Source organism: Nocardia sp. Marseille-Q1738 (assembly GCF_965283145.1).
Genome location: NZ_CBDIMS010000001.1, coordinates 25,435 through 45,719 on the forward strand (window position 1 = coordinate 25,435; position 20,285 = coordinate 45,719).

The following is a 20,285-nucleotide window of genomic DNA, read 5'->3' on the forward strand; positions in this document are numbered from 1 at the left end:
CACGTCGAAAGAGCACAACGAGCGATGCCGAACAGTCCCAGCGCCAAATCGGCCAAGGCCGCCAAGGCCGCGGCGAAGTTGTCGGCTCCCCGCAAGCGGGGCAAACAAGGGCAACTTCCGAAGAAGAATCGCCAGATTCCCTGGCTGGCCATCGGCGCGGCCGTAGTCATCATCGCATTGATCGGCGCCCTGGCCTACAACCTGGTCCCCAAATACCAGGAGAAGGCCGAGCTGGACAAGTACACACCCAGCGCGCAGCGGAAAGATCCCTCCGAGGGGATCGCGGGCGTGGTGAAGAAGGAGTACCCCGCAGGCCTGCACATTGCCGGGAACCAGCGGGTCGCCTACGACCAGGCGCCGCCGTTCGGGGGTCCGCACGACCAGTCCTGGGCGACCTGCACCGGCGTGGTCTACAACAAGCCGATCCGGGTGGAGAACGCGGTGCACTCACTCGAACACGGCGCTGTGTGGATCACCTATAACCCCGACAAGGTGAACGCCGACGGCATCGAGACGCTGAAGGCGAAGGTCGAAGGCAAGCCGTACACGATGATGTCGCCCTACCCGGGTCAGGATTCGGCGGTGTCGCTGCAGTCCTGGGGGCATCAGTTGAAGCTGGACAGCGCCGACGACAAGCGCGTCGGCCAGTTCATCACCGCGCTGCGGTTGAACTCCTACACCTACCCGGAGGTCGGCGCGGACTGCTCGACGATCGTCTTCGACACCGACAACCCGCCGCCGTTCGACCCGACACCGCCAGGACCAGATGCGGTGCCGATGGACGGCAAGGGCTTGACACCCGACCCGTCCGAGGTCGGCGGCATGCCCGGCGGGCTGCCGGGAGTGCCGGGCGTGCCCGGTCTCCCTGGCGTGCCAGGCGTACCGGCGCCGACCCAGCCCGCGCCGGGTACGGGGCAGTAGTGCCCGCCGACGACATCTCGGACAACGCCGAGACCGGACCCGAGCACGGGGCGGCAACGCCCACCGACAAGCCGTCCACCGATAAGACGCCCACCGACAAGGTCCAGAACAACGTCGAGACCGGACCCGGGCACGGGGCGGCAACGCCCACCGACAAGGCATCCGCCGACCTGGTCCCGGACAACGCCGAGACCGAATCCTGTCTCGGCGGGCAGTTCCGCCGCCAGCGCACCGCGCTGGTGATCCTGGGCACCATCGGCGCCATGCTGATCGGCTTCGCGATCGGCGTGCTGGTGCGGATTCCGCTGGACAGTTCCACCGAGCCGGATCCAGGACCCGTCGACGTGGGCTTCAGTCAGGACATGTCGGCGCATCACGCCCAAGCGGTGGAAATGGCGGGCGTGGTGCTGGTTCGCTCCACCGACACCGAGGTACGCCGCCTCGCCTACGACATCCTCACCACGCAGCAGAGCCAGATCGGCCGCATGCAGGGCTGGCTGCAGCTGTGGGGCGAACCCGCGCAGGGCGTGGACGGGTACATGGGCTGGATGACCGAACCGATGGGCGGCCACGACCATTCCGAGCCGAGTTCGCCGCACCATTCCGGCCCGGTGGCCGCCATGCCCGGCATGGCTACGCCCACCGAACTCGCCGCGCTGCGTCAGGCCACCGGACCCGCACTCGACACGAAGTTCCTGCAGCTGATGCTGCGCCACCACGAGGGTGGCCTGCCGATGATCGACTACGCCGCCCAGCACGCCGAAACCACCGCGGTGCGCACCCTCGCCGACACCATGGCCAAAACCCAACGCGGCGAATCCGCACTGATCACCACGATGCTCACCGCACGCGGTGCCACTCCCCTCCCCGCGAGCTGACCCGAAACCACGCCCCCCGACGCGCTTTTTGGCGGACGGCGGTCGATACGATAGGCTGACCCAGCCCGATCGGACCGCCATCCGGCCCCGACCGAGCCCTATCCCGCCCTCGTAGCTCAGGGGATAGAGCGTCTGCCTCCGGAGCAGAAGGCCGCAGGTTCGAATCCTGCCGAGGGCACCCACGACAAAGGCCCCTGCCAGCTTGATCGCCGGTAGGGGCCTTTCTCGTCGACGACCTCAGCTCGCCTCGAGGACACATCGTCGCCCAAGTCATCGCCGCCTGCTTGCGCCTCGTGACCGATCCGGCGTGGGAGGCCGAGAACTCACCTGATCCGGAACGCGCGGATCAGATGCGGCTCGGAGCGCAGACCGTCGGGGATAAATCCCTCATCGAAGCTTCCCCGTGGCTGGTAGACGAGATCCGCATGCGCGGCCGGGCTGGCGGCGCGATGCGCGCGAACCGCACCCCGGAACATCCCGACATGGGTGTGCGGCGTGCCGCGCGAGGCTTCCACGCCCTGCCGCAGCAAGTGCCGCGATACTCCATGGGAACTCGTGCCCGACAAACATGGCTGCCCGAGAGCGATTAGGTATCGCCTAGCCTCAGCGTTCGGCGTCGGTGCCGTCCTTTCGAGCACCTGTCAACGCAGCCGACCACGCGGCGTACTCGTCCTCGTTGAACGCCCGGCCGGAGTCGCAACTACCGATGTGAGCCTCCTTGATCGCGGCGAAGTACGCTTCGTTGTCGCTGGCCATTCTCATGCCTCCCTGGGGAATTCGGTGATCGGCCCGTCGTGTTCCATGAGCCACTTGATCAATCGGTCGGCTCTGTCGGCGTCCCGTGCCATCGCGCCGAAGCCACCGCCGAGGATTCCGTCCGTCCACTGCCCGGTCCACCGACCGATCGCGGCGTCGCCTTCGTGGTTGAGGACGAAGTACAAAGCGCCACGTTCCTGTCGTTGGTCGCTCACGGCTTGGTAGGTGCCGGTCAGCTTGGAGTCGCTCAGGCGCAGATCGGCACGCCAGTCGTAGTCCCCGTCCGCGTCGAGGTAGACGAATTCGCCCGCGTGCGTAGCGGTGAGACCGTGGCGGTTGAGGGTCGGCAGGCCGTCGCGGGAGGTATCCCAGGTGGCGTACCACTCACCGGATAGGTCGAGGCCGATCGGAGCGATCCCCAGCAGTTCGGCCACCGAGAAGTTCAGCGCCTGCGCGATGTTGACCAGCGCTTCGGACGGAGGAGCCGTGCCGTCTTCCCATCGGCCGATCTGCTTGTCGCTGGTGCCGAGGATGCGCGCGAGTCCCGCCTTGGTCTGACCGATGGCCAGCCGCCGGTTGCGCATGTTGTCGCTGATGCTGCCCATACTGTCCGATCTTCGTACGGTTCTGTCCTGACGGTTCTGTCCAGCATACCCCCGAAAGTGTCCCACAGACCGGGCAAAGGTGCTCTAATGTCTCCTTACGGGACAGATTTGTCTGGACAGATTCGACCCCAAGGGGGACAGAAATGGGAACATCGACGGAGTGGGCGATACTGGCCGTCCTCACGCCGGGTGGAACGCTCACCGTCACCCAGATTCAACGCCAAGCCCAGCTCACCGCATGGAGCACCCGGCGGGCGATAGGTCAGTTGGAATCGCGGGGCCTGATCATGGCTGCACCGCATTCCGCCCGCTGGTCTATCACTCCACGTGGACGCTCGGCGTGGGCCACCAAGGGCAGGCGATTCGCGGAATGAGCGACGGATGGATCGAGGTCGGCATCGCGGTTGCAATCGGCCTGCCCTTGGGTGTGCTCGTCGGGACGATCTACTGGCCGGAACGGATACCGAAGGGCAGGTCGGTGGAGGACATCAAGCGCCGGGTGGAAGAAGAACGTCGTCGGACGCGCTGATCAGCCCCTTGTGCACGGGTCCCGGGTCCGCCAACCTCACAGCTGCGCATTTCGTCGAGCTTGCGAGCCTGGCGCGGGATCATGTTGTCGCCGGTGTCGATTCCATTGCCTTGGCCAACAGGACATCCCACGGGAACCCTTCACCAGGGTCGGAGTGATCGGTGGCGTGCCAGGCCTCAACGGTGTCGCCGTGGCCGCCGACGCCGGACTCTCCTGCGCGCATCTGGTCGCCATTGAGTTTCACGAGCGGAATGCCGTAGCGGTCGGACCAGTCGCGCAGAACGCGGGCGCCGGCGTCCAGCTGAGCCGGACGCGAGAGCCATTCGTCGCGGGGCTGCCGCGCGTAGCCGAGGAAACACAGGTGCAGTCCGCGCTCGTTGGCGGGAGAGCCCGCGGCCCAAGGGATGTAGTCGTCATCGTTGCTGCGCCCGATGCGGCCGTCGGCACCGACGACGATCGTGTACGACGCCCCCACCTCCGGCTGGGCGAGGTAGTTGAGCAGTCCCTCGAGCGAGCCGTCGGCCGGGCCCTCGTTGGTGTGCACGATGATGAGCGAGCAAGAGTGCGGGTCGCGCGGACCGCCGTCGCTGGGAGACAGGATCGTCACGTCTGCCTCGAGTTGGTTGCCCACGGGCTTATCTCCTATCGGAATGGCTGATTCGGGTTCGCGGGCGCCACACAACCATGACAGCGGTTCGGGAGAATCCGGGCGGCTCGGTGATGATGATCAGCTGCACGCCCCCCGTGCTGATCGTGAAGTTGCTGGAGCCAGTGACTCAGTCCGGTGAGCATACCATCGGGGTCGGGATCTGATTCCATTGCACCACAACGCTATTAGCGTCACGTGTGGCCAGGACTCCGCTTCCGGGCGAACTGGCTGCTGGCCAGCACTGGTTCCCGCGTCCCGCCGGAGCGCCTACGGTGTCACTGCGTGATCGGCGCAGCCCACTCTTCACCCCAGAGCGGACAGGCCCGCCACCATACGCCGGAACGGGGCATCATGCGCCCGACCTACCCCATCTCACAGGAGCGTGAACAGCGTTGGGAGACAAAGGAACCGGAAACAGGCCAGCACGGAGGTGGACGGTCGCGGTTGTCGTCGCGACCGTCGCGGTGGTGGTCGCACTACTCGGGATCGTGCTGTTGCCCGAGATCACCGGCGACCGACCGCCGTTCGACACGGACGCGGTTCCGGGAACGCAGGTCGTGTGGGTGACGGCACCCGCGGGCGCCAATCGGGGGACGCTCGAGTTCTGGCAGCGCAACCGGCTTCGGCAGTGGGAACGCACGCTCGCGGCACCCGCGTGGGTCGGCGCGGAAGGTATTTCGAAGGAGGCCAGAGAAGGCGCGGCATATACGCCGGAGGGCACCTTCGCGTTGACGGAGAGCTTCGGGCGGCTACCCGACGTGGGCGCCGAGCTTCCCTACCTGTCGGTGGACCCGTCGAACACCTGGTGGTGGGTGTCCGACACGGAGAGCCCGCTGTACAACCAGAAATATCAATGCGCCGAGGGTGACTGCCCGTTCGACACGAGTCTCAGCGAGAACCTCGGACGAACCGAGCCGCAGTACAACCACGCACTGGTCATCGACTACAACCGCTTCCCCGTCGTGCCGAAGCAGGGCTCGGCCTTCTTCGTCCACGTCGAGGCGGGCAAGCCGACCGCGGGATGCGTCGCGGTCGGCGCCGATGTCATGCGGACACTGCTGACCACACTCGAACCGTCGAGGAAGCCGGTCATCGGCATGTACGCGACCTGAGACCAGGCCCCGCCTCGAGCGTGGGGCGCGACGAGAGAAGGGCTCCCGGAAACCGGGAGCCCTTCGTCGGAGTGGTCGGGTGCCGTCTACGGTTCGACGATCACGGCAGAGGTGCGGTCGGCTTGTCGGTGGCGCTCAGGACGCCCGCGGCGGAGAGGTAGCTGAACGCGGGCGCGGTCAGGCCCGGCTGGAGGAAGTAGAGGTGGGCTTTGGTGAGGGTGCCGTTTTCGGTGGCGTCGCACAGCGCGTTCAAGGCGGTGGGGTCGACGGTGAGAGCGGTCAGCTTGCCCGCCTCGTAGTCCATCTCCACCCATTTCGCGTGGATCGCGGCGCTCATGACGCTGCCGGTGAAACTTTCCCGGTCGGCGGCGGCGCTGAGGCTCATCTCCAGACCGTCGTCGAGATCGGTCGGCGTGTGCTGCCAGCGACCGAATTCCCACCAGCGCACGAAGGTGACCGGACCGTCGACCCCGCCGGGCAGATTCGTCGCCGGATCCACCGTGCGCACCCAGGCGGGCGCCGCGGCCAGCGGATCGTAGGCGGTCCCCGCGACCTCGTTGTCCTCGTCCCTGCCGAATAGGAGCGCACGCTCGCCGGGATATCTGACCAGCGAGTACCAATTGCCCTCGCCGTCGTCGTTGAGCAGCCGGCCACCTGCCACTCTGGCCGTCTGCCCGATCTCCTCCCCGCTCGCAGCCCGCTGGTCGGCGTGGGTCGCGGAGGTGATCACGTCCAAGACGGTCACGCGCGCCCACAGCACCTCGGGATGCGGCAACTGAAATCCCATGCCGGGCAACGTATCAGCTCCCCCGCCTCGCCGCGATTCAAGCTCCCCCGCCTCTCTGGGTCTTCAGGCCGTACCAGTCGGGTGACGCAGGATTTTCGTTCAGGTCCTGCGTAGGTGCCGCTCCATTTCTGGGCGTACCCGACGAGTTACCCATGTTCTTACGAAATCAGCGGTTGCGTGCGACCGGCTGTTGTGTGGCTGGCCCGATGCTGCATGGGAGGATCGAGCCGATCGGTGAAAGTCGCTGTACAGGAAGGTCTTGTACGCCTGATACGAAGTTACAGCTGCGAATTTGCGGACGGGCCGCGGCGCGGGCGCAGAGCGTAGGCGGGGACCAGCTGGTCCCGCACATGCAGATCCGGGCGCCCGTCGGCGAACTGGATGCTGTAGGTGACGCGGCCCATCCAGTCGCCGTCGACGGTGGGCAGCCAATGCGTGAGGGTTCCCGGGCGCTCGCCGCGCATGATCACGCCCGCGCCGTTCACATGCCGCGGGGTGCCCGGGTCGCGGACCAGGATCGCGTCCAGCCGGACCCAGACCGGGCGCGGCGGGTAGGTCAGCGTCCGGTAGTAGTGGCCGGTCCTGTTCGGGTAGACCAGCTCCGGTTCCGTGCCCTCGGTTCGCGGCACGTCATCGCTTGTCGAACCCATGTTCGAATGGTAGCCGCCATCGCGTGGCAAGCACCAGGCAACCCGGCCTCGAATCCGACGGCATGACGGCTACCACAGACGCTGGTCTTCGCACGGGCACGCTTCTAATATGATCGTTCTAGAACGAACATATTAGAAGGAGTCCCGCATGTCATCGAAGTTCGAGGTCGTCAAGGGTTTCTACGCGGCGACCCAGGCGGGCGACGGGCCCTCGATCCTGGCCTTGCTGCATCCGGAGTTCCTGGCGCAAACCGCGCCGGGCATGCCGTGCGGCGCGGGCGGCACCTTCCACGGCCCGCTCGAGGCTATGACCAGGATCTGGGGCGCGGTCGCCCGGGAGTTCGACACCGCGCCGTACGACGAGACCTGGCACGAGACCACCGACGGCACCGTCGTGGTGACCGGTCACTATCGCGGCGCCGCCCGCGTCACCGGTCGCGAGTACGACGCCGAGTTCGTGCACCTGTGGCAGGTGGACGACGACGGCCGCATCACGCGGCTGCACCAGTACACCGACACCGCACGCTGGTATGACGCGCTCGCGGAGTCCGACGCCTGAGCACGCCCACGCGGATCCGTTCGCTTCTGCTTCCGTAAGCTCGCGAACGGTCCCGCCGGTCGGTTTGCGATCTGCCGGGCACGCCAGTTGCCGTAACGTTCCTGGCGTCGGGATACCGCCGACGTCACCGGCACGCTCACCATCGAGCGGTTCCCGGCGAGCGGCCAGTCAGGACCGAGCAGCTGAAGGAAGAAGACGGCAAGTGGAAGGTCTGCTCCGCGCAGGGCACGCGCTGACCCGATGCACGCACGGATGAGCTGCTGCGGGCCGACCCGCAGGACCGTACTCGGGGCGCTCGGCCTCGCCGCACTGTTCCCCCTCGCTGGTCATGCGAAAACGGCTCGGGCGCAGCGGAATCCACTCGTCGCCACGGATCTCGAGGTGGTCACGATCACCGACACCTCGGTGATCCTCACCTGGACCACCCTCGCGCCCGACTCGGCCGGGCGATTGATCCCGGTGGACGCCGACACACAGGTGCGCATCGGCCCCGCGGATTCCCCGCGCGGACCAGCGCCGGTATACGCCGACGACCGTCCGACACCGTTCCACTATGCCGAGATCGATGGTCTCGAACCGGGCCGCACCTACCGATTCGAGGCGTGGTCGGCGGGGCTTCGCGCGACGCCCGCGCTCTCGCTCACGACATCCGGTCCGGCGGCGCCGGAAGCACGCGGCGAGTTCACCACGCTCGTGCCGCCGCCCGGCCGCCGACTACGCACCATCGCCCTGGCCAACGATGTGCACTACGGCGAGCAGGTCAGCGGTCTGATCGTCGGCGAACTGCCGCCGGGTTTCCGGCAGGACCCCGGCTTTGCGCCCTACCCCGAGGTGATGCTGGCCGCGATGCTGGACGACCTGCGCCGCCCCGACCGGGGAGCCGAGCACCTGTTGATCGCGGGCGACCTCACCGCCGAAGCCTCCGAGCTCGAAACCCGCGCGGTGCGCGCCCGGCTCGACGCGTGGGGCTCGCTCGGCCGGGACTACCTGGCCGTGCGCGGCAACCACGACCGGCCGCACCGAGGGACCGAATACTCGCGGTGCGCAGCCGCACCCGCAGGGCACCACGACTGCTGGGCCAACGCCTTCTCCTCGCGCCAGCAACTGATCGAACACGAGATCGGCGGCCTGCGGGTGTTGGGATTGGACACCAGCGAATTGGAGGGCGCGGGTGGGTCCATCGATCGCCCGCAATTCGACCTGCTCGCCGAGCGCTTGGGCGCGGACCCGGACCGGCCGACGCTGATGTTCGGCCACCACCCCGTCACCGCGGAGTCCGGGTTCACCAACGTCGCCGGGCCCGGCTTCGTGCTCAACGGACGCGACAGTGCCGAACTCCAGGCGCTCTACGCCCGGTGCCCCGGCGTCTTCCTGCACCACAGCGGCCACACCCATCGCAACCGGCGAACCCGGCCGGACGCGCCGTGCGCGGTGGAATTCCTGGAGGTCGCCGCGATCAAGGAGTATCCGGGCGGCTACAGCCTGCTGCGCCTCTACGAGGGCGGTTACATGGTCAACTTCTACAAGACCCGCACCGAGGACGCGCGGCGCTGGAGCGCCCTCACCCGCGGCGAGTATTTCGGACTGCTGCCGGATTACACGTTCGGCATCTGTCCCGATCGCAATCATGTTGTGCTGCGCGACTTCTCGGGGCTGACGTAACAAGCGGACGAATTCCGGGAATCCGCCGCGGGACCGAGACCGTTCGCGCACGTCGGAGGCGGTATCTTCCTTAGGTAAGCCTCAACATATGCACGGGGCATGAATGCGATCGGAAGGACGAGGATGAAGCCGGTCAGATGGAAGACGTTTGCCGCTGGACTGGCCGTCGCGATGACGGCACTCGGCATGACGGCCTGCTCGAATTCCTCGGACGACGCGAACGAGATCACCGTCTACAACGCGCAGCACGAATCCCTCACCAAAGAGTGGGCCGACGCGTTCACCAAGGAAACCGGCATCAAGGTGACGTTGCGGCAGGGCGGCGACACCGCGCTGGGCAATCAGCTGGTCGCCGAGGGCGCGGCCTCACCCGCCGACGTCTTCCTGACCGAGAACTCGCCCGCCATGGCGCTGGTGGAGAACGCGGGCCTGTTCGCCGACGTGAACTCCCAGACCCTGGATCAGGTGCCCGCGCAGTTCCGTCCCTCCAGCGGCAAGTGGACCGGCATCGCGGCGCGCGCAACGGTGTTCGTCTACAACAAGAACAAGGTCCAGCCCGGTCAGCTGCCCGCCTCGCTGCTCGATCTGGCGCAGCCGCAGTGGAAGGGCCGCTGGGGCGCGGGCGTGTCCGGCGCCGACTTCCAGGCCATCGTCGCGGGCCTGCTCGCACTGAAGGGCGAGGACGCCACCCGCGCCTGGTTGAAGGGCATGAAGGAGAACGCGACGCCCTTCCCGAACAACGTGGCCACCATGAAGGCGGTCAATTCCGGTAGCCCCGACGGTGGCGTCATCTACCACTACTACTGGTACCGCGACCAGGCCAAAACCAAGGAGAGCAGCGCCGATACCGCGCTGCACTACTTCAAGAACCAAGACCCGGGCGCGTTCGTCAGCATCTCCGGCGGCGGCGTGCTGAAGTCGAGCAAGAAGCAGGAGGCGGCGCAGAAGTTCCTGGCGTTCATCACCGGTAAGGCCGGACAAGAGGTGCTGCGCGACGGCACGTCGCTGGAGTACCCGATCGCCAGCGGCGTGGCCGCCAACCCGGCGCTGCCGCCGCTGGCCGACTTGCAGGCCCCGGCGATCGACCCGTCGAAGCTCGACTCGAAGAAAGTCACGGCGCTGATGACCGAAGCGGGTCTGCTGTAGCCGTGGCACTGCGGACCGTTGTCGCCGCGCCCCGGGTCGGCAGGCCGGGGCCCCTCGTCACGGGCGTCGCGCTGCTGTTGGTGGCGGCGACGTTCGTGCCGCTCGGGTACATCGTCTCGACGGTCTTCTCCACCGGTCTCGAGCAAGCGGCCGAGTTGGTGTTCCGGCCCAGAGTCGGTGAGCTGCTGCGCAATACGCTCGGGCTGGTGGTGTGCACCGTACCCGTCTGCGTGGCGCTCGGCGTCGGGCTGGCTTGGGTGGTCGAGCGCACCGACGTGCCGGGGAGATCGTGGTGGGGCCCGGTTTTCGCGGCGCCGCTCGCGGTGCCCGCGTTCGTCAACAGCTACGCGTGGGTCAGCGTCTTCCCCGGCATGCACGGCCTGGGGGCGGGCGTGGTGATCTCGACGATGTCCTACTTCCCGCTGGTGTACCTGCCCGCCGCGGCCACGCTGCGGCGCTTGGACCCAGCGGTGGAGGAGTCGGCGCGAGCGCTGGGCTCCGGTCCGGTGGCGGTGTTCGCGCGGATCGTGCTGCCGCAGTTGCGGTTGGCCATCCTCGGCGGTGGGCTGCTCATCGCACTGCACCTGCTCGCCGAATACGGCGCCTTCGTCATGGTCCGATTCGACACGTTCACCACGGCAATCTTCGAGCAGTACCAGTCCAGTTTCGCCGGGCCCGCGGGCAGCATGCTCGCGGGCGTGCTCGTGCTGTGCTGCCTGGCGCTGCTCGGAGCCGAGGCCGGGCTGCGCGGCCGGGCCCGCTACGCGCGGATCGGCGGTGGGGCGCCACGCGCCGCAGCCCGGGTTCGATTGGGCATCGGCGCGATACCGGTCCTGGCCGTGTTGGTCACGGTGACCGCGGGAGCGCTCGGCGTACCGCTCTGGACCATCGGGCGCTGGTTGAGCATCGGCGGCACGGCGGTGTGGGATGCCACGGAGATCGGCAACGCGCTGGGCCAGACGGTTGGACTCGCCGCGTTCGCCGCGCTGCTCACCACGCTGTGCGCGTTTCCGGTCGCGTGGATCGCGGTACGCTCCACCTCGGTGTTCGCGCGGCTGGTCGAGGGCGCGAACTACATCACGAGCTCGCTGCCCGGCATCGTGATCGCGCTGGCCATGGTGACCGTGACCATCCGATGGGCACCGCCGCTCTATCAGACGATGTTCATGGTGGTCGCGGCGTATGTCCTGCTGTTCCTGCCCAGGGCACTGGTCAGCGTGCGGGCCGGGCTCGCGCAGGTGCCGGTCGGCTTGGAGGAGGCGTCCCGCTCGCTGGGCAAGTCGGTACCGGCCACGTTCTGTCTGGTCACCCTGCGGCTCACCGCACCCGCCGCGGCCGCCGCGGCGGCGCTGGTGTTCGTAGCGGTGGCCACCGAACTGACCGCGACACTGCTGCTGGCGCCCAACGGAACTCGCACGCTGGCGATGCGGTTCTGGGCGCTGTCGGGCGAATTGGACTACGCGGCCGCCGCACCGTACGCCCTGATCATGATCGCCACCGCGGTGCCGGTGACGTATCTGCTGTTCACCCACTCTCGGAAGGCGGCTGGGATATGAGTCGCGTTGTCGTCGCCGACGTCTCGAAGACGTTCGGACACAACCGAGTACTCGGCGGGATCACTCTCGATGTGCCCGACCACACCGCCACCGCCGTGGTCGGCTCGTCCGGGTGCGGTAAGACCACACTGCTGCGGGTCATCGCGGGGTTCGAGTCGCCGGACGCGGGTTCGGTGTCGATCGGATCGGAAACCGTTGTCGGCGAATGCTTCTCGGTGCCGCCACAGCGACGCAACATCGGCTACGTCGCGCAGGACGGCGCGCTGTTCCCGCACCTGACCGTGGGCCAGAACATCGCCTACGGGCTACCCGGCCTGCGCCGCCGCAGCCACCATCGGGTGCGGGAACTGCTGGAGATGGTGTCGCTGGACCCGTCCTATGCCGACCGGCGACCGCACCAGCTCTCCGGCGGCCAGCAGCAGCGCGTCGCCCTGGCCCGCGCGCTGGCCCGCAAGCCCGCCGTGATGCTGCTGGACGAGCCGTTCAGCGCACTCGACGCGGGCCTGCGCGCGACCACCAGGCAGGCGGTGGCCGACACCCTGCGCGCGGCGGGCATGACCAGCATTCTGGTGACCCACGACCAGGAAGAGGCGTTGAGCTTCGCCGAGCAGGTCGCGGTGATGCGCGAAGGACGCTTCACCCAGATCGGCACGCCGGAGGAGGTCTACGGCACACCGAAGGACCTGTTCACCGCCCGCTTCCTCGGCGACTGTGTGCTGCTCGACGCGGTGGTGGAAGCCGACGTGGCGAAGTGCGCGCTCGGCCGGATCCCGGTGCAGCGCAACGCACCGGCGGGAACCGTGACCATCATGCTGCGACCGGAACAGCTTGTGGCCCAGACTGTTTCGGAAGGCGAGCCCGACAGCGGCCGGGTCCGCGCCGTCGAGTTCCGCGGCGCAGACGTCATCCTGACGATAGACCTGGACGGTTCTGCCACTCCTGTGCGAGTCCGCCGGGCCAGCGTCGACGCCCCCACCACCGGCCAGCGGGTGCGCCTCGAGGTGCTCGGCTCAGCGGTGGCGTACAACGAGCCGACCGCCGCCGCCTGAACCGACGCCCACCACACCCGACAGGCACACGAGTGGCACACCATGGAGAAGTCTTCTCGCGTTCCGCCGCAGCCATGTGCCACTCAGCGGCGCACCTCGAGGCGCTCGGCTCGGCGGTGGCTCGCGCCGAGCCGCGGCACGCTCACGCACGGCACGCGATGGAGTGGTCTTCTCGCGTTCTGCCGCAACCATGTGCCGCTCGGCACTGCTCCTCGAGATGCTCGGCTCGGCGGTGGCGTACACCGAGCCGAGCACCGAGGATGCTTGGAGCGAGCGGCGGGAATTGAACCCGCGTAAACGGCTTTGCAGACCGTTGCCTAAACCACTCAGCCACGCCCGCCTCGTCCTAGATAGTGCCCGGGACCGGCGGCGCGGCCCACCATTGCGCTCACGGTGATCCGAAGGCTGGTCGGATGTCCCCGGCTGCGGTCGGCCTCATGGAATGATCGAAATATGTCTCGGCCACGCCCGCTTCCGCTCGACCCGATCGAGGAGGCCCACCGCCAGTGGGTCGGCCACGGCTGGGGCGACGTCGCCGACGGCATGGCCGCGGTGACCTCGCTGGTGCGCGCCCAGCAAATCGTGATGGCGCGGGTGGACGAGGCACTGAAACCCACCGGTTTGACCTTCTCGCGCTATGAACTGCTGATGCTGCTCAGCTTCAGCAAAACCGGCGCGCTGCCGATGGCGAAGGCCAGCGCGCGCTTGCAGGTGCATCCCACCAGCGTGACCAACACCGTCGATCGCTTGGAGGCGGCGGAACTGGTCGAGCGCGTACCACATCCCAGCGATCGGCGCGCTACCTTGATCGAAATCACGGACGCGGGAAGAGAATTGGTGGCGAAAGCGACGAAGGAACTCAACGAGAAGGTCTTCGCGCTTCCCGGGCTACCGCCGGACCGACTGCACACGCTCCTGCAACTGCTGGCCGAATTCCGCCACGCCGCGGGCGACTTCGATACCGGGGAGGGAACGGCGCGCTGGTCGGCCACCGCTGCGGAGTAAGCGACAGTACCGGTCGGTCGCATTCTCCTTTTGCCCGAATCGGGAAGTGACTACCGGGCATCCGAGCGGCGAATTGCCGGGCCCGTCGTCTTGGCAGCGGCGGGGAAAAGGTTCACCATGTAATCCATGGTGCTGGTCTTGGGTGTATCGGCGGGCGCTGGAGGCGCACACGCGATGCTGACACACTCCGATCAGCCACACCTACCCCCGATCGATCACTGCGAGGTGCCCCGGCGGGCGGGCGGCGGTGTCGAGGAGTCGGTCTTCGAGGCGATCCACCAGATGATGGGCGCCGCAGGCGCGCGTGACGAGTTGGTCTCCGGAACGGCCGTGACCTGCCGCTGTCCCCTGCATGCCGATGCCATCCGCGCCAACGCAGGCGAGCGCAGGCTCACCATCGTCGAGGAACCGCTTGCCCAGCTGCGCTATCTGCGCTTCACCGGGCAACTTCCGGACAGCGGCTCGGTGATCCTTTACGACCTGGGCAGTTCCGGGCTGACCATCACCCACGCCGATTGCCGCACCGACACGATTCTGTCCAGCCGACGCAGCACGGTACTCGGCGGCGACGGCTACGACGCCTTGTTGCGCTGGCGGCTGGCCCGCGACGGCGTGCTCACCGACAAGCCGACCAGCCGGCGCCATCGCGAGGAGCTGAGCGACGCCAAGGTGGTCACCGCGATCGACACCAACACCGGCGACCGGGCCGTGCTGACGCGCAGCGACCTGGTCGAACTCTGCACCGCGGGCATCCACCACTCCGCGTCGTTCGTGCGCCAGCTCATCGAAGAAACCGGCGTGCGACCGGAGGCCATGGTCCTGCTCGGCGGCTGCACCCGCAGCCCCAGCATCCGGGCCGAGCTGGCCGAACTGATCGACCTGCCGATCATCTACGACCCAGAACCGGAGCTGGTCTCGGCACGCGGGGCCGTCCTGCTGGCCGCCGAACGACGGCGCGGCGACCTCCGAATGCCCCGGGTCCGCGCCGGAGCCACACTGGTCCCACCCACCGTGGACCGGCGCAAACTCATCGCCGCGGTCGCGGTCACCGTCGCACTCGGCGCCACCATCGCCGGACTCCTCGCCACCGACAAAGGCTCACCCCGGCCGGAAAGCGGCAACGAGCGCACACCAGCCGAAATCGTCGCGCCTACACCCAGATCCTTCGGATAGCCCACGGCGCATCCACACCGGTTCACACGCACCGAATACCCCGGCGCTCGTTTCGCGTTTCGCGGCGCTGTGTGGTCACACGTGCACTGGTCCACCACCGCGTCGACCTCGATGCTTCGTGGTCAGTCAGGCGACAGTGGCGATCACTGCGGCTGGGCAGAACCCGGTCGCAGGCCGTAGGCGGGTCGATCTCCGCGATCACCCGATCTTCCGGCAGTCGGCGAAGTGGTCGTTCAGGTAGCGTGCGACGGGTCGGCCGGCTGTCGCTTCGGGGGCTTCCAGCAGCACGACTACCCGCGAAAGAGCCGGGATCGCTGCCGGATATCGGAGTATGGTCGAGTCGGTCTCGGGGCATACCCGGATCCGCTTCGGACTCTTGAACCCTTTGCCGAGGGAGGCGTGATGGGCGAATTCGTCACGGCGGCCTTGATCGGCGGGTTCCTCATCGTGGCCTACCTCATCCGACGCCGCAACCAGCGCGGTGGATGAGCGACTGCCCCGTTGCAGGTCAGTGGAACGCGAAGTAGCGCAGCCAGAGATACGGTGCGGCGACCGCGATGGTGATCGCGGTGACGACGGCGCCTTTGCGGGTGAATTCCCAGAAGCTGATCGGGTTGTCGGCGCGGCGGGCGATGCCGAGCATCACGACATTGGCGCTTGCGCCGACGGCAGTGAGATTGCCGCCGAAGTCCGCGCCCAGAACCAGCGACCACCACAGCGCACCGGCTTGCGGGTGGTCCATGCTCTCGACGAGGTCTGCGACCAGGGGGCTCATGGTGGCGACGTAGGGAATGTTGTCGATGAGGCCGGATAGCAACGCGGAGACGACGAGGATGAGCATCGTCGCCAGCAGTGCGTCACCGCCGGTGGCGTCGGTGGCCAGCTCGGCGAGTCGTTCGATCACCCCAGTTTTCACCAGAGCGCCGATTATCACGAACAGGCCCGCGAAGAACAGCAAGGTGTCCCATTCCACCGCGGACAGGTAATCGCGCTGCGGGACGCCGGAGATCAGGACCAGTACACCGGCGCCGAGCAGGGCCACCACCGATGGCGCGATGTGGAAGAGCGAGTGTCCGACGAACCCGGTCAGTACGGCGGCGAGCACGATCGCGCATTTCACCAGCAGCCTGGGATCGCTGATTGCTTCGCGTTCGTTGAGGGACATGACATCGTCCGCGCGGGCCGGGTCCACGTCGAAGCTGCCTCGGAACAGGCTCGGAAGCAGCAGTGTGAATACCGCGAGCGCGATGAGCACGATCGGTGCCATGTGGATCAGGAAGGTGTTGAACGACAGCCCGGCCCGGCTGCCGATGATGATGTTCGGCGGGTCGCCGATGAGCGTGGCGGCGCCGCCGATGTTGGATGCGAGGACCTCGGCGATGAGGAAGGGCACCGGGTTGATCGCGAGCCGATCGCAGACCAGCAGCGTCACCGGCGCGATGAGCAGCACGGTGGTGACATTGTCGAGCATGGCCGACGCGAGGGCGGTGATGAGGACCAGCAGGACCATTACTCGGACCGCGGATCCTCTGGCGCGTTTGGTCGCCCAGATCGCGATGTATTCGAAGACACCGGTCTGGCGCAGAACGCCGACAATGATCATCATCCCGAGCAGCAAGAAGATGACGTCCCAGTCGATGCCGATCTCGCGGGAGTAGAAGGCGTCCTCGGATCCGGTGACGCCGAAGGCGAGCAGGATCGCGGCGCCGCCGAGGGCGGCCTTGGTCTTGTGGATGCGTTCGGTGGCGATGAGGGCGTAGGCGACGATGAAGACCGAGACCGCGACAACTGTCACGACGTCCACCACGCATGAGCGATCGAAGTGGCGCTGGTGATCCCGTCGCGGGTCAGCTGTCTTGCAGCGCAGCGGCCAGTAGCCGGGATGCGGTGATCACTCCGATGAGTTCGTCGCCCTTCAGCACGGCGATGAGCGGGCAGCGTAACCGGGCCATGACCGCGGCGACCTCGATGATCGTGTCGTCGGACCGGGCCGCGGGCACCTTGCTGAGTCGTTCGGGGATGACGTCGCGCACCTTCTTGCCACGCAGCTTGTCCGCGATCCGGTCGCACATCGATTCGGTGAGCACACCGGCCAGGGACGGATCGTCTTGCACGTATTTCGGGACGATGAAGCGCACCACCTGGGAGGCGGGCAAGACGGCTTGCGGGACGCCTTGGCCATCGGTGACCACGATCCCCGGCAACCGGTGCTCGGCCAGCAGCCGAGCAGCGTCCAGCGCGTCGGTGTCCAGACTGACCACCGGGTATTCCTCGGCCATTTGAGCAGCGCGCACACCTGCAGGATACGACCCGGGACGGTGTGATCGCCCGTGCGAAGTTCGTCAAGATCAAGTACGTGCCTGTCACAACAAACTCCCAGGTTGGTGGGTGTGACCCGAGTGCTCAGACCACATGCCGACCAGACTTCCCGGCGCTCCAGAGTAAAGATGCCGCAAGCAACGCCCAGGAGGCAACTCGGGACCTATCCGGCCCATAGCGCCTGGGTTGCTCTCTCCCGCTCCGTAGCGCAAGGTCCGGGCCGATCACAGCTGATCGCCGTAGAGTGTGGTCGACGCTGACAACGCCCACCCGGACGCAAACCGAGGGCGGCGTACCCGAAGCCCTGCCGTGCACGACGTGGCGCGGTGGCCAAGCGGGATGCATGTTCGGCACCGGTTCCCACATAGCACGAAGCCCCGCCCTCGTTTCGAGGTGCGGGACTTCGCGGTTTTGTGCTCAGGGGCGGTTGAACTCCCCATCCGTCATGCCTGCGGTGAAGGCGTCCCATTCGCTGGGCGTGAACATCAGTGCCGGGCCGGTTGGATTCTTGCTGTCGCGTACCCCGATCATGTCCCCGTCGAGGAACGCTACTTCGACGCACTCCTGGTCAGCTCCGCTGTGGGTGCTCTTGAACCACCTCGCGGCGGACAGGTCAACGTTCACGGCCATGCTCCTTGATCTGGGAGATTGTGCTAGCGGCGGTTGAATTCGCCATCCGTCACGTCTGCGGTGAAGGCGTCCCACTCGCCGGGCGTGAACACCAGCGCCGGGCCGGTGGGGTTCTTCGAGTCCCGAACTCCGACGTGCCCGTCGTCAAGAAAGGCCACTTCGACGCAGTCGCCATGTCCTCCGCTATGGCTGCTCTTGAACCACTTTGCGCCGGACAGGTCGGTGTTCACGCTGAGTACTCCTTCACCATCTGCCGTAGCAGACTCCTGCTTGCTTGCGCGTCCAGCGCGGAGCGGTGGAGGGCCGTGGACGCGCTTTTGTATATTGCGACCTCCGCGTCTTCCTCAAAGTACAGGTTGCTGGTGAAGGACTCGACATACACAACGGGCGGGTCGGCCTCGAAGGACAGGATCGAGAAGGCACCGGTGGCTGTCCCTGCTGGATAACCGGCGGTGAACGGCAGGATGCGGATGCTGATGTTTGCGCGGGTGCTCATGTCGGCGAGATGCGCCGCTTGTGCGCGCATGATCCGTCGGTTTCCGACGACCCTGCGCAGTATGGCCTCGTCCAAGACCATGTTCACCTCCAAGGGCTTGGTCTTGCGGGTCAGGCTCGCTTGGCGCTGGAGTTTGAGTTCGATGCGCCGGGCCTGTTGCTCCTCGGAGTCGTGCGGGAAGAACAGCTGGTTGAGCGCCTTCGCATAGTCGGCAGTCTGGAACAGGCCGGGTACCAGTTCTGATCGGTAGATGTCGATCGACCGTGCCTCGTACTCGAGCCCGACGTATACGTCGAATCGCTCTTGCATGACTTCGGTGTGCTGCTGCCACCATTTCTTCGGTTGCGCAGTCGCCTCCGCGAGCAGACCGATCAACGCCGCCACTTCGTTCTCGTCATCGATACCGAGGACTTCGCAGAGGTCGCGTACGTCACGATCGTTGAGCGTGCCGAGATACCCTCTCTCGATGCGCGATTGAGTCGGGACGCTCCAGCGCATCGCTTTCGCAACGTCCGGCTGCCTGAGATTCGCCGCGTTGCGGGCCTCGCGGATGTGGTTGCCGAACCGGCGTCGCGGTAGCGACGGTGGCGGTGTGCTGTCCTTGGCCATCTGTCCCCCTTGATGCTTTCAGAATGAAAGATATTGTCTCACAGATTGGTAGCTGTCCGGCAGGTTTTCGGCAATCCGTTGATATTTTCAGATTGATGCCGTCAGAGCGCGGGACTGGTGGTCTTCTGGATGTGCGCCCGGTGGGGAGGTTGCCCGAGTGGTTCTGCCCCACTCCCCGGTTCCCCTCACATCTGATCGGACGGGGGCCGGGCGCGCCTTCAGCGACGAGCAAGCAGGGGAGAACTGATGGACGACAGGCCTTTCGGGGACACGCCACTGTCCCGCGTCAACTACTACCGGCGGGTATGTGACCTGCCCGCCGTCATCGACCCGCCCTGCATGGGCAGGATCATCATGAGAGCCACTCACGTATGGGGCATCATCATGCCCGCCCCACTCGGCGCGGCGGTCAGAAACCATATGCGGCAACAACATCCAAACGTTGGGCCGATCATGTCGCACCCGCGGTCGAAGCGGTGGACCATCCTCACCCGACCTGATCTCCCAGACGAGGTGCGGCTGTTCGCCGAGCTGTATCGGCTGAACGTGTCGATCGTGCGGACCGGAGCAACGATCGCGCTGCCGAGCCCGGACCAGCGATCCGCGCATCTGCGGCTGTGGGTCGAACCGCCGAAGTGCCCGTTCCGCCATTCGGGTCTGGTCGTGGTCGACGCCATCCGAGCGTGCGCAGGACCCGGCAAGCCCCCGAGGACGGCGGCGCATGTCTGAATCCAGTCCGCCCAGGTCGCTGCGGTTGTCGGAATGCATCGGCGCTGTCTTCCGGAACACGACCGACACGCTGATGTACGTGGGCTGTCCACAGTGCCGTCACGTCGCCCGAGTGCACGACGGCGTGATCGGCGCACACGGCGGTGTGTCGGGCCGCGACTGCTCTACCGCCGGGCTGCGCGTGGTCGATGACAGGTCCGATTTCGTGATCGGTGCTCGGTGATGGGCAGCGGTGAACCCACAGAAGCGAACACGTCCCCCCGCCCTACCGAGACCGATGTCCGCCTCAGCGTCTTCTGGCACGGCCTGCACCTCGAATTCGCCGCCTGCACCACAGCCGCGCACGCATTCGTCCAGGAATGGAGGGCAACCCACTACGGCGACGCGGTGGAAGTCTTCCCGGACGGCGCGAAGGGTCTGCCCCGACTCCCCTGCGAGCGGCTCTACCTCGAGCCATGATTTCCA

General features: G+C 66.9%; 26 protein-coding genes and 2 tRNA genes. 16 read left to right on the plus strand and 12 right to left on the minus strand.

What is annotated here, in order from left to right:
* Positions 1-24 precede the first annotated feature (24 nt).
* From ACWPXK_RS00120 to ACWPXK_RS00130, 3 genes are all read left to right on the plus strand, one after another.
* Entirely contained in the window at positions 25-921 is an 897-nt protein-coding gene (locus tag ACWPXK_RS00120; protein ID WP_454195379.1) for a DUF3105 domain-containing protein, read from the plus strand.
* Between the two features lie 170 nt (positions 922-1,091).
* Positions 1,092-1,799, plus strand: a complete 708-nt coding sequence (locus ACWPXK_RS00125) for a DUF305 domain-containing protein (RefSeq protein ID WP_454195380.1) — start codon at positions 1,092-1,094, stop codon at positions 1,797-1,799.
* A gap of 105 nt (positions 1,800-1,904) precedes the next feature.
* Positions 1,905-1,977 (plus strand) — tRNA-Arg (locus ACWPXK_RS00130).
* Between the two features lie 145 nt (positions 1,978-2,122).
* Here the strand turns inward: ACWPXK_RS00130 and ACWPXK_RS00135 are convergent.
* From ACWPXK_RS00135 to ACWPXK_RS00145, 3 genes are all read right to left on the minus strand, one after another.
* Positions 2,123-2,329, minus strand: a complete 207-nt coding sequence (locus tag ACWPXK_RS00135; RefSeq protein WP_454193974.1) for a hypothetical protein — start codon at positions 2,327-2,329, stop codon at positions 2,123-2,125.
* A 73-nt stretch (positions 2,330-2,402) separates the two neighbouring features.
* Positions 2,403-2,555 (minus strand): hypothetical protein, encoded by a 153-nt coding sequence (locus tag ACWPXK_RS00140; RefSeq protein WP_454193975.1) that lies wholly within the window; start codon positions 2,553-2,555, stop codon positions 2,403-2,405.
* A 2-nt stretch (positions 2,556-2,557) separates the two neighbouring features.
* A complete protein-coding gene (locus tag ACWPXK_RS00145; protein ID WP_454193976.1) occupies positions 2,558-3,160 on the minus strand; it encodes a helix-turn-helix domain-containing protein in 603 nt (200 codons plus the stop codon).
* A 143-nt stretch (positions 3,161-3,303) separates the two neighbouring features.
* Here ACWPXK_RS00145 and ACWPXK_RS00150 point away from each other — a divergent pair, with 143 nt between their 5' ends.
* On the plus strand, positions 3,304-3,534 hold the full coding sequence (locus ACWPXK_RS00150; RefSeq protein WP_454193977.1) for a hypothetical protein: 231 nt from the start codon (positions 3,304-3,306) through the stop codon (positions 3,532-3,534).
* Positions 3,531-3,689, plus strand: coding sequence for a hypothetical protein (locus ACWPXK_RS00155; protein WP_454193978.1), 159 nt, complete (start codon positions 3,531-3,533; stop codon positions 3,687-3,689). Before ACWPXK_RS00150 ends, ACWPXK_RS00155 begins: the two co-directional genes overlap by 4 nt.
* A gap of 79 nt (positions 3,690-3,768) precedes the next feature.
* Here ACWPXK_RS00155 and ACWPXK_RS00160 read toward each other — a convergent pair whose 3' ends face one another.
* Positions 3,769-4,320, minus strand: a complete 552-nt coding sequence (locus ACWPXK_RS00160; RefSeq protein WP_454193979.1) for a peptidoglycan recognition protein family protein — start codon at positions 4,318-4,320, stop codon at positions 3,769-3,771.
* 410 nt (positions 4,321-4,730) lie between these two features.
* On the opposite strand from ACWPXK_RS00160, the gene ACWPXK_RS00165 reads away from it, so the two are divergent.
* On the plus strand, positions 4,731-5,450 hold the full coding sequence (locus ACWPXK_RS00165) for a L,D-transpeptidase family protein (protein WP_454193980.1): 720 nt from the start codon (positions 4,731-4,733) through the stop codon (positions 5,448-5,450).
* Between the two features lie 100 nt (positions 5,451-5,550).
* On the opposite strand, the gene ACWPXK_RS00170 is transcribed toward ACWPXK_RS00165, so the two are convergent.
* On the minus strand, positions 5,551-6,237 hold the full coding sequence (locus ACWPXK_RS00170; RefSeq protein ID WP_454193981.1) for a hypothetical protein: 687 nt from the start codon (positions 6,235-6,237) through the stop codon (positions 5,551-5,553).
* Positions 6,238-6,515: 278 nt separating this feature from the next.
* The gene (locus ACWPXK_RS00175; protein ID WP_364325516.1) at positions 6,516-6,887 is read right to left on the minus strand and encodes a hypothetical protein; all 372 of its coding nucleotides are present in this window, start codon (positions 6,885-6,887) and stop codon (positions 6,516-6,518) included.
* Between the two features lie 148 nt (positions 6,888-7,035).
* Here ACWPXK_RS00175 and ACWPXK_RS00180 point away from each other — a divergent pair, with 148 nt between their 5' ends.
* From ACWPXK_RS00180 to ACWPXK_RS00200, 5 genes are all read left to right on the plus strand, one after another.
* Positions 7,036-7,446: a nuclear transport factor 2 family protein gene (locus ACWPXK_RS00180; RefSeq protein WP_454193982.1), complete on the plus strand. Its 411-nt coding sequence runs from the start codon at positions 7,036-7,038 to the stop codon at positions 7,444-7,446.
* A gap of 240 nt (positions 7,447-7,686) precedes the next feature.
* Complete coding sequence (locus ACWPXK_RS00185; protein ID WP_454193983.1) at positions 7,687-9,108, plus strand: metallophosphoesterase; 1,422 nt, start codon at positions 7,687-7,689, stop codon at positions 9,106-9,108.
* Between the two features lie 123 nt (positions 9,109-9,231).
* Entirely contained in the window at positions 9,232-10,254 is a 1,023-nt protein-coding gene (locus ACWPXK_RS00190; RefSeq protein ID WP_454193984.1) for an iron ABC transporter substrate-binding protein, read from the plus strand.
* Between the two features lie 2 nt (positions 10,255-10,256).
* On the plus strand, positions 10,257-11,810 hold the full coding sequence (locus ACWPXK_RS00195) for an ABC transporter permease (protein ID WP_454193985.1): 1,554 nt from the start codon (positions 10,257-10,259) through the stop codon (positions 11,808-11,810).
* Positions 11,807-12,859 (plus strand): ABC transporter ATP-binding protein, encoded by a 1,053-nt coding sequence (locus ACWPXK_RS00200; RefSeq protein ID WP_454193986.1) that lies wholly within the window; start codon positions 11,807-11,809, stop codon positions 12,857-12,859. The genes ACWPXK_RS00195 and ACWPXK_RS00200 overlap by 4 nt, the downstream gene beginning before the upstream one ends.
* A gap of 265 nt (positions 12,860-13,124) precedes the next feature.
* Here ACWPXK_RS00200 and ACWPXK_RS00205 read toward each other — a convergent pair.
* Positions 13,125-13,199: transfer RNA gene (locus ACWPXK_RS00205), tRNA-Cys, on the minus strand.
* Positions 13,200-13,312: 113 nt separating this feature from the next.
* Between ACWPXK_RS00205 and ACWPXK_RS00210 the strand changes: the two genes are divergently transcribed.
* Both ACWPXK_RS00210 and ACWPXK_RS00215 read left to right on the plus strand, forming a co-directional pair.
* Entirely contained in the window at positions 13,313-13,864 is a 552-nt protein-coding gene (locus ACWPXK_RS00210; protein ID WP_454193987.1) for a MarR family winged helix-turn-helix transcriptional regulator, read from the plus strand.
* Between the two features lie 174 nt (positions 13,865-14,038).
* The gene (locus ACWPXK_RS00215; protein WP_454193988.1) at positions 14,039-15,037 is read left to right on the plus strand and encodes a hypothetical protein; all 999 of its coding nucleotides are present in this window, start codon (positions 14,039-14,041) and stop codon (positions 15,035-15,037) included.
* A 508-nt stretch (positions 15,038-15,545) separates the two neighbouring features.
* Here ACWPXK_RS00215 and ACWPXK_RS00220 read toward each other — a convergent pair.
* From ACWPXK_RS00220 to ACWPXK_RS00240, 5 genes are all read right to left on the minus strand, one after another.
* The gene (locus ACWPXK_RS00220; RefSeq protein WP_454193989.1) at positions 15,546-16,832 is read right to left on the minus strand and encodes an SLC13 family permease; all 1,287 of its coding nucleotides are present in this window, start codon (positions 16,830-16,832) and stop codon (positions 15,546-15,548) included.
* Between the two features lie 52 nt (positions 16,833-16,884).
* The gene (locus ACWPXK_RS00225; protein WP_454193990.1) at positions 16,885-17,331 is read right to left on the minus strand and encodes a CBS domain-containing protein; all 447 of its coding nucleotides are present in this window, start codon (positions 17,329-17,331) and stop codon (positions 16,885-16,887) included.
* Positions 17,332-17,773: 442 nt separating this feature from the next.
* On the minus strand, positions 17,774-17,980 hold the full coding sequence (locus tag ACWPXK_RS00230) for a DUF397 domain-containing protein (RefSeq protein ID WP_454193991.1): 207 nt from the start codon (positions 17,978-17,980) through the stop codon (positions 17,774-17,776).
* Between the two features lie 29 nt (positions 17,981-18,009).
* Entirely contained in the window at positions 18,010-18,216 is a 207-nt protein-coding gene (locus tag ACWPXK_RS00235; protein WP_454193992.1) for a DUF397 domain-containing protein, read from the minus strand.
* The gene (locus tag ACWPXK_RS00240; protein ID WP_454193993.1) at positions 18,213-19,091 is read right to left on the minus strand and encodes a helix-turn-helix domain-containing protein; all 879 of its coding nucleotides are present in this window, start codon (positions 19,089-19,091) and stop codon (positions 18,213-18,215) included. The genes ACWPXK_RS00235 and ACWPXK_RS00240 overlap by 4 nt, the downstream gene beginning before the upstream one ends.
* Before the next feature lie 246 nt (positions 19,092-19,337).
* Here ACWPXK_RS00240 and ACWPXK_RS00245 point away from each other — a divergent pair, with 246 nt between their 5' ends.
* From ACWPXK_RS00245 to ACWPXK_RS00255, 3 genes are read left to right on the plus strand one after another with little or no spacing between them, the layout of a single operon-like run.
* Entirely contained in the window at positions 19,338-19,820 is a 483-nt protein-coding gene (locus ACWPXK_RS00245) for a DNA-directed RNA polymerase subunit beta (RefSeq protein ID WP_454193994.1), read from the plus strand.
* Positions 19,813-20,043: a hypothetical protein gene (locus ACWPXK_RS00250; RefSeq protein ID WP_454193995.1), complete on the plus strand. Its 231-nt coding sequence runs from the start codon at positions 19,813-19,815 to the stop codon at positions 20,041-20,043. The genes ACWPXK_RS00245 and ACWPXK_RS00250 overlap by 8 nt, the downstream gene beginning before the upstream one ends.
* On the plus strand, positions 20,043-20,279 hold the full coding sequence (locus ACWPXK_RS00255) for a hypothetical protein (protein WP_454193996.1): 237 nt from the start codon (positions 20,043-20,045) through the stop codon (positions 20,277-20,279). Before ACWPXK_RS00250 ends, ACWPXK_RS00255 begins: the two co-directional genes overlap by 1 nt.
* The last annotated feature ends 6 nt before the right edge of the window (positions 20,280-20,285 follow it).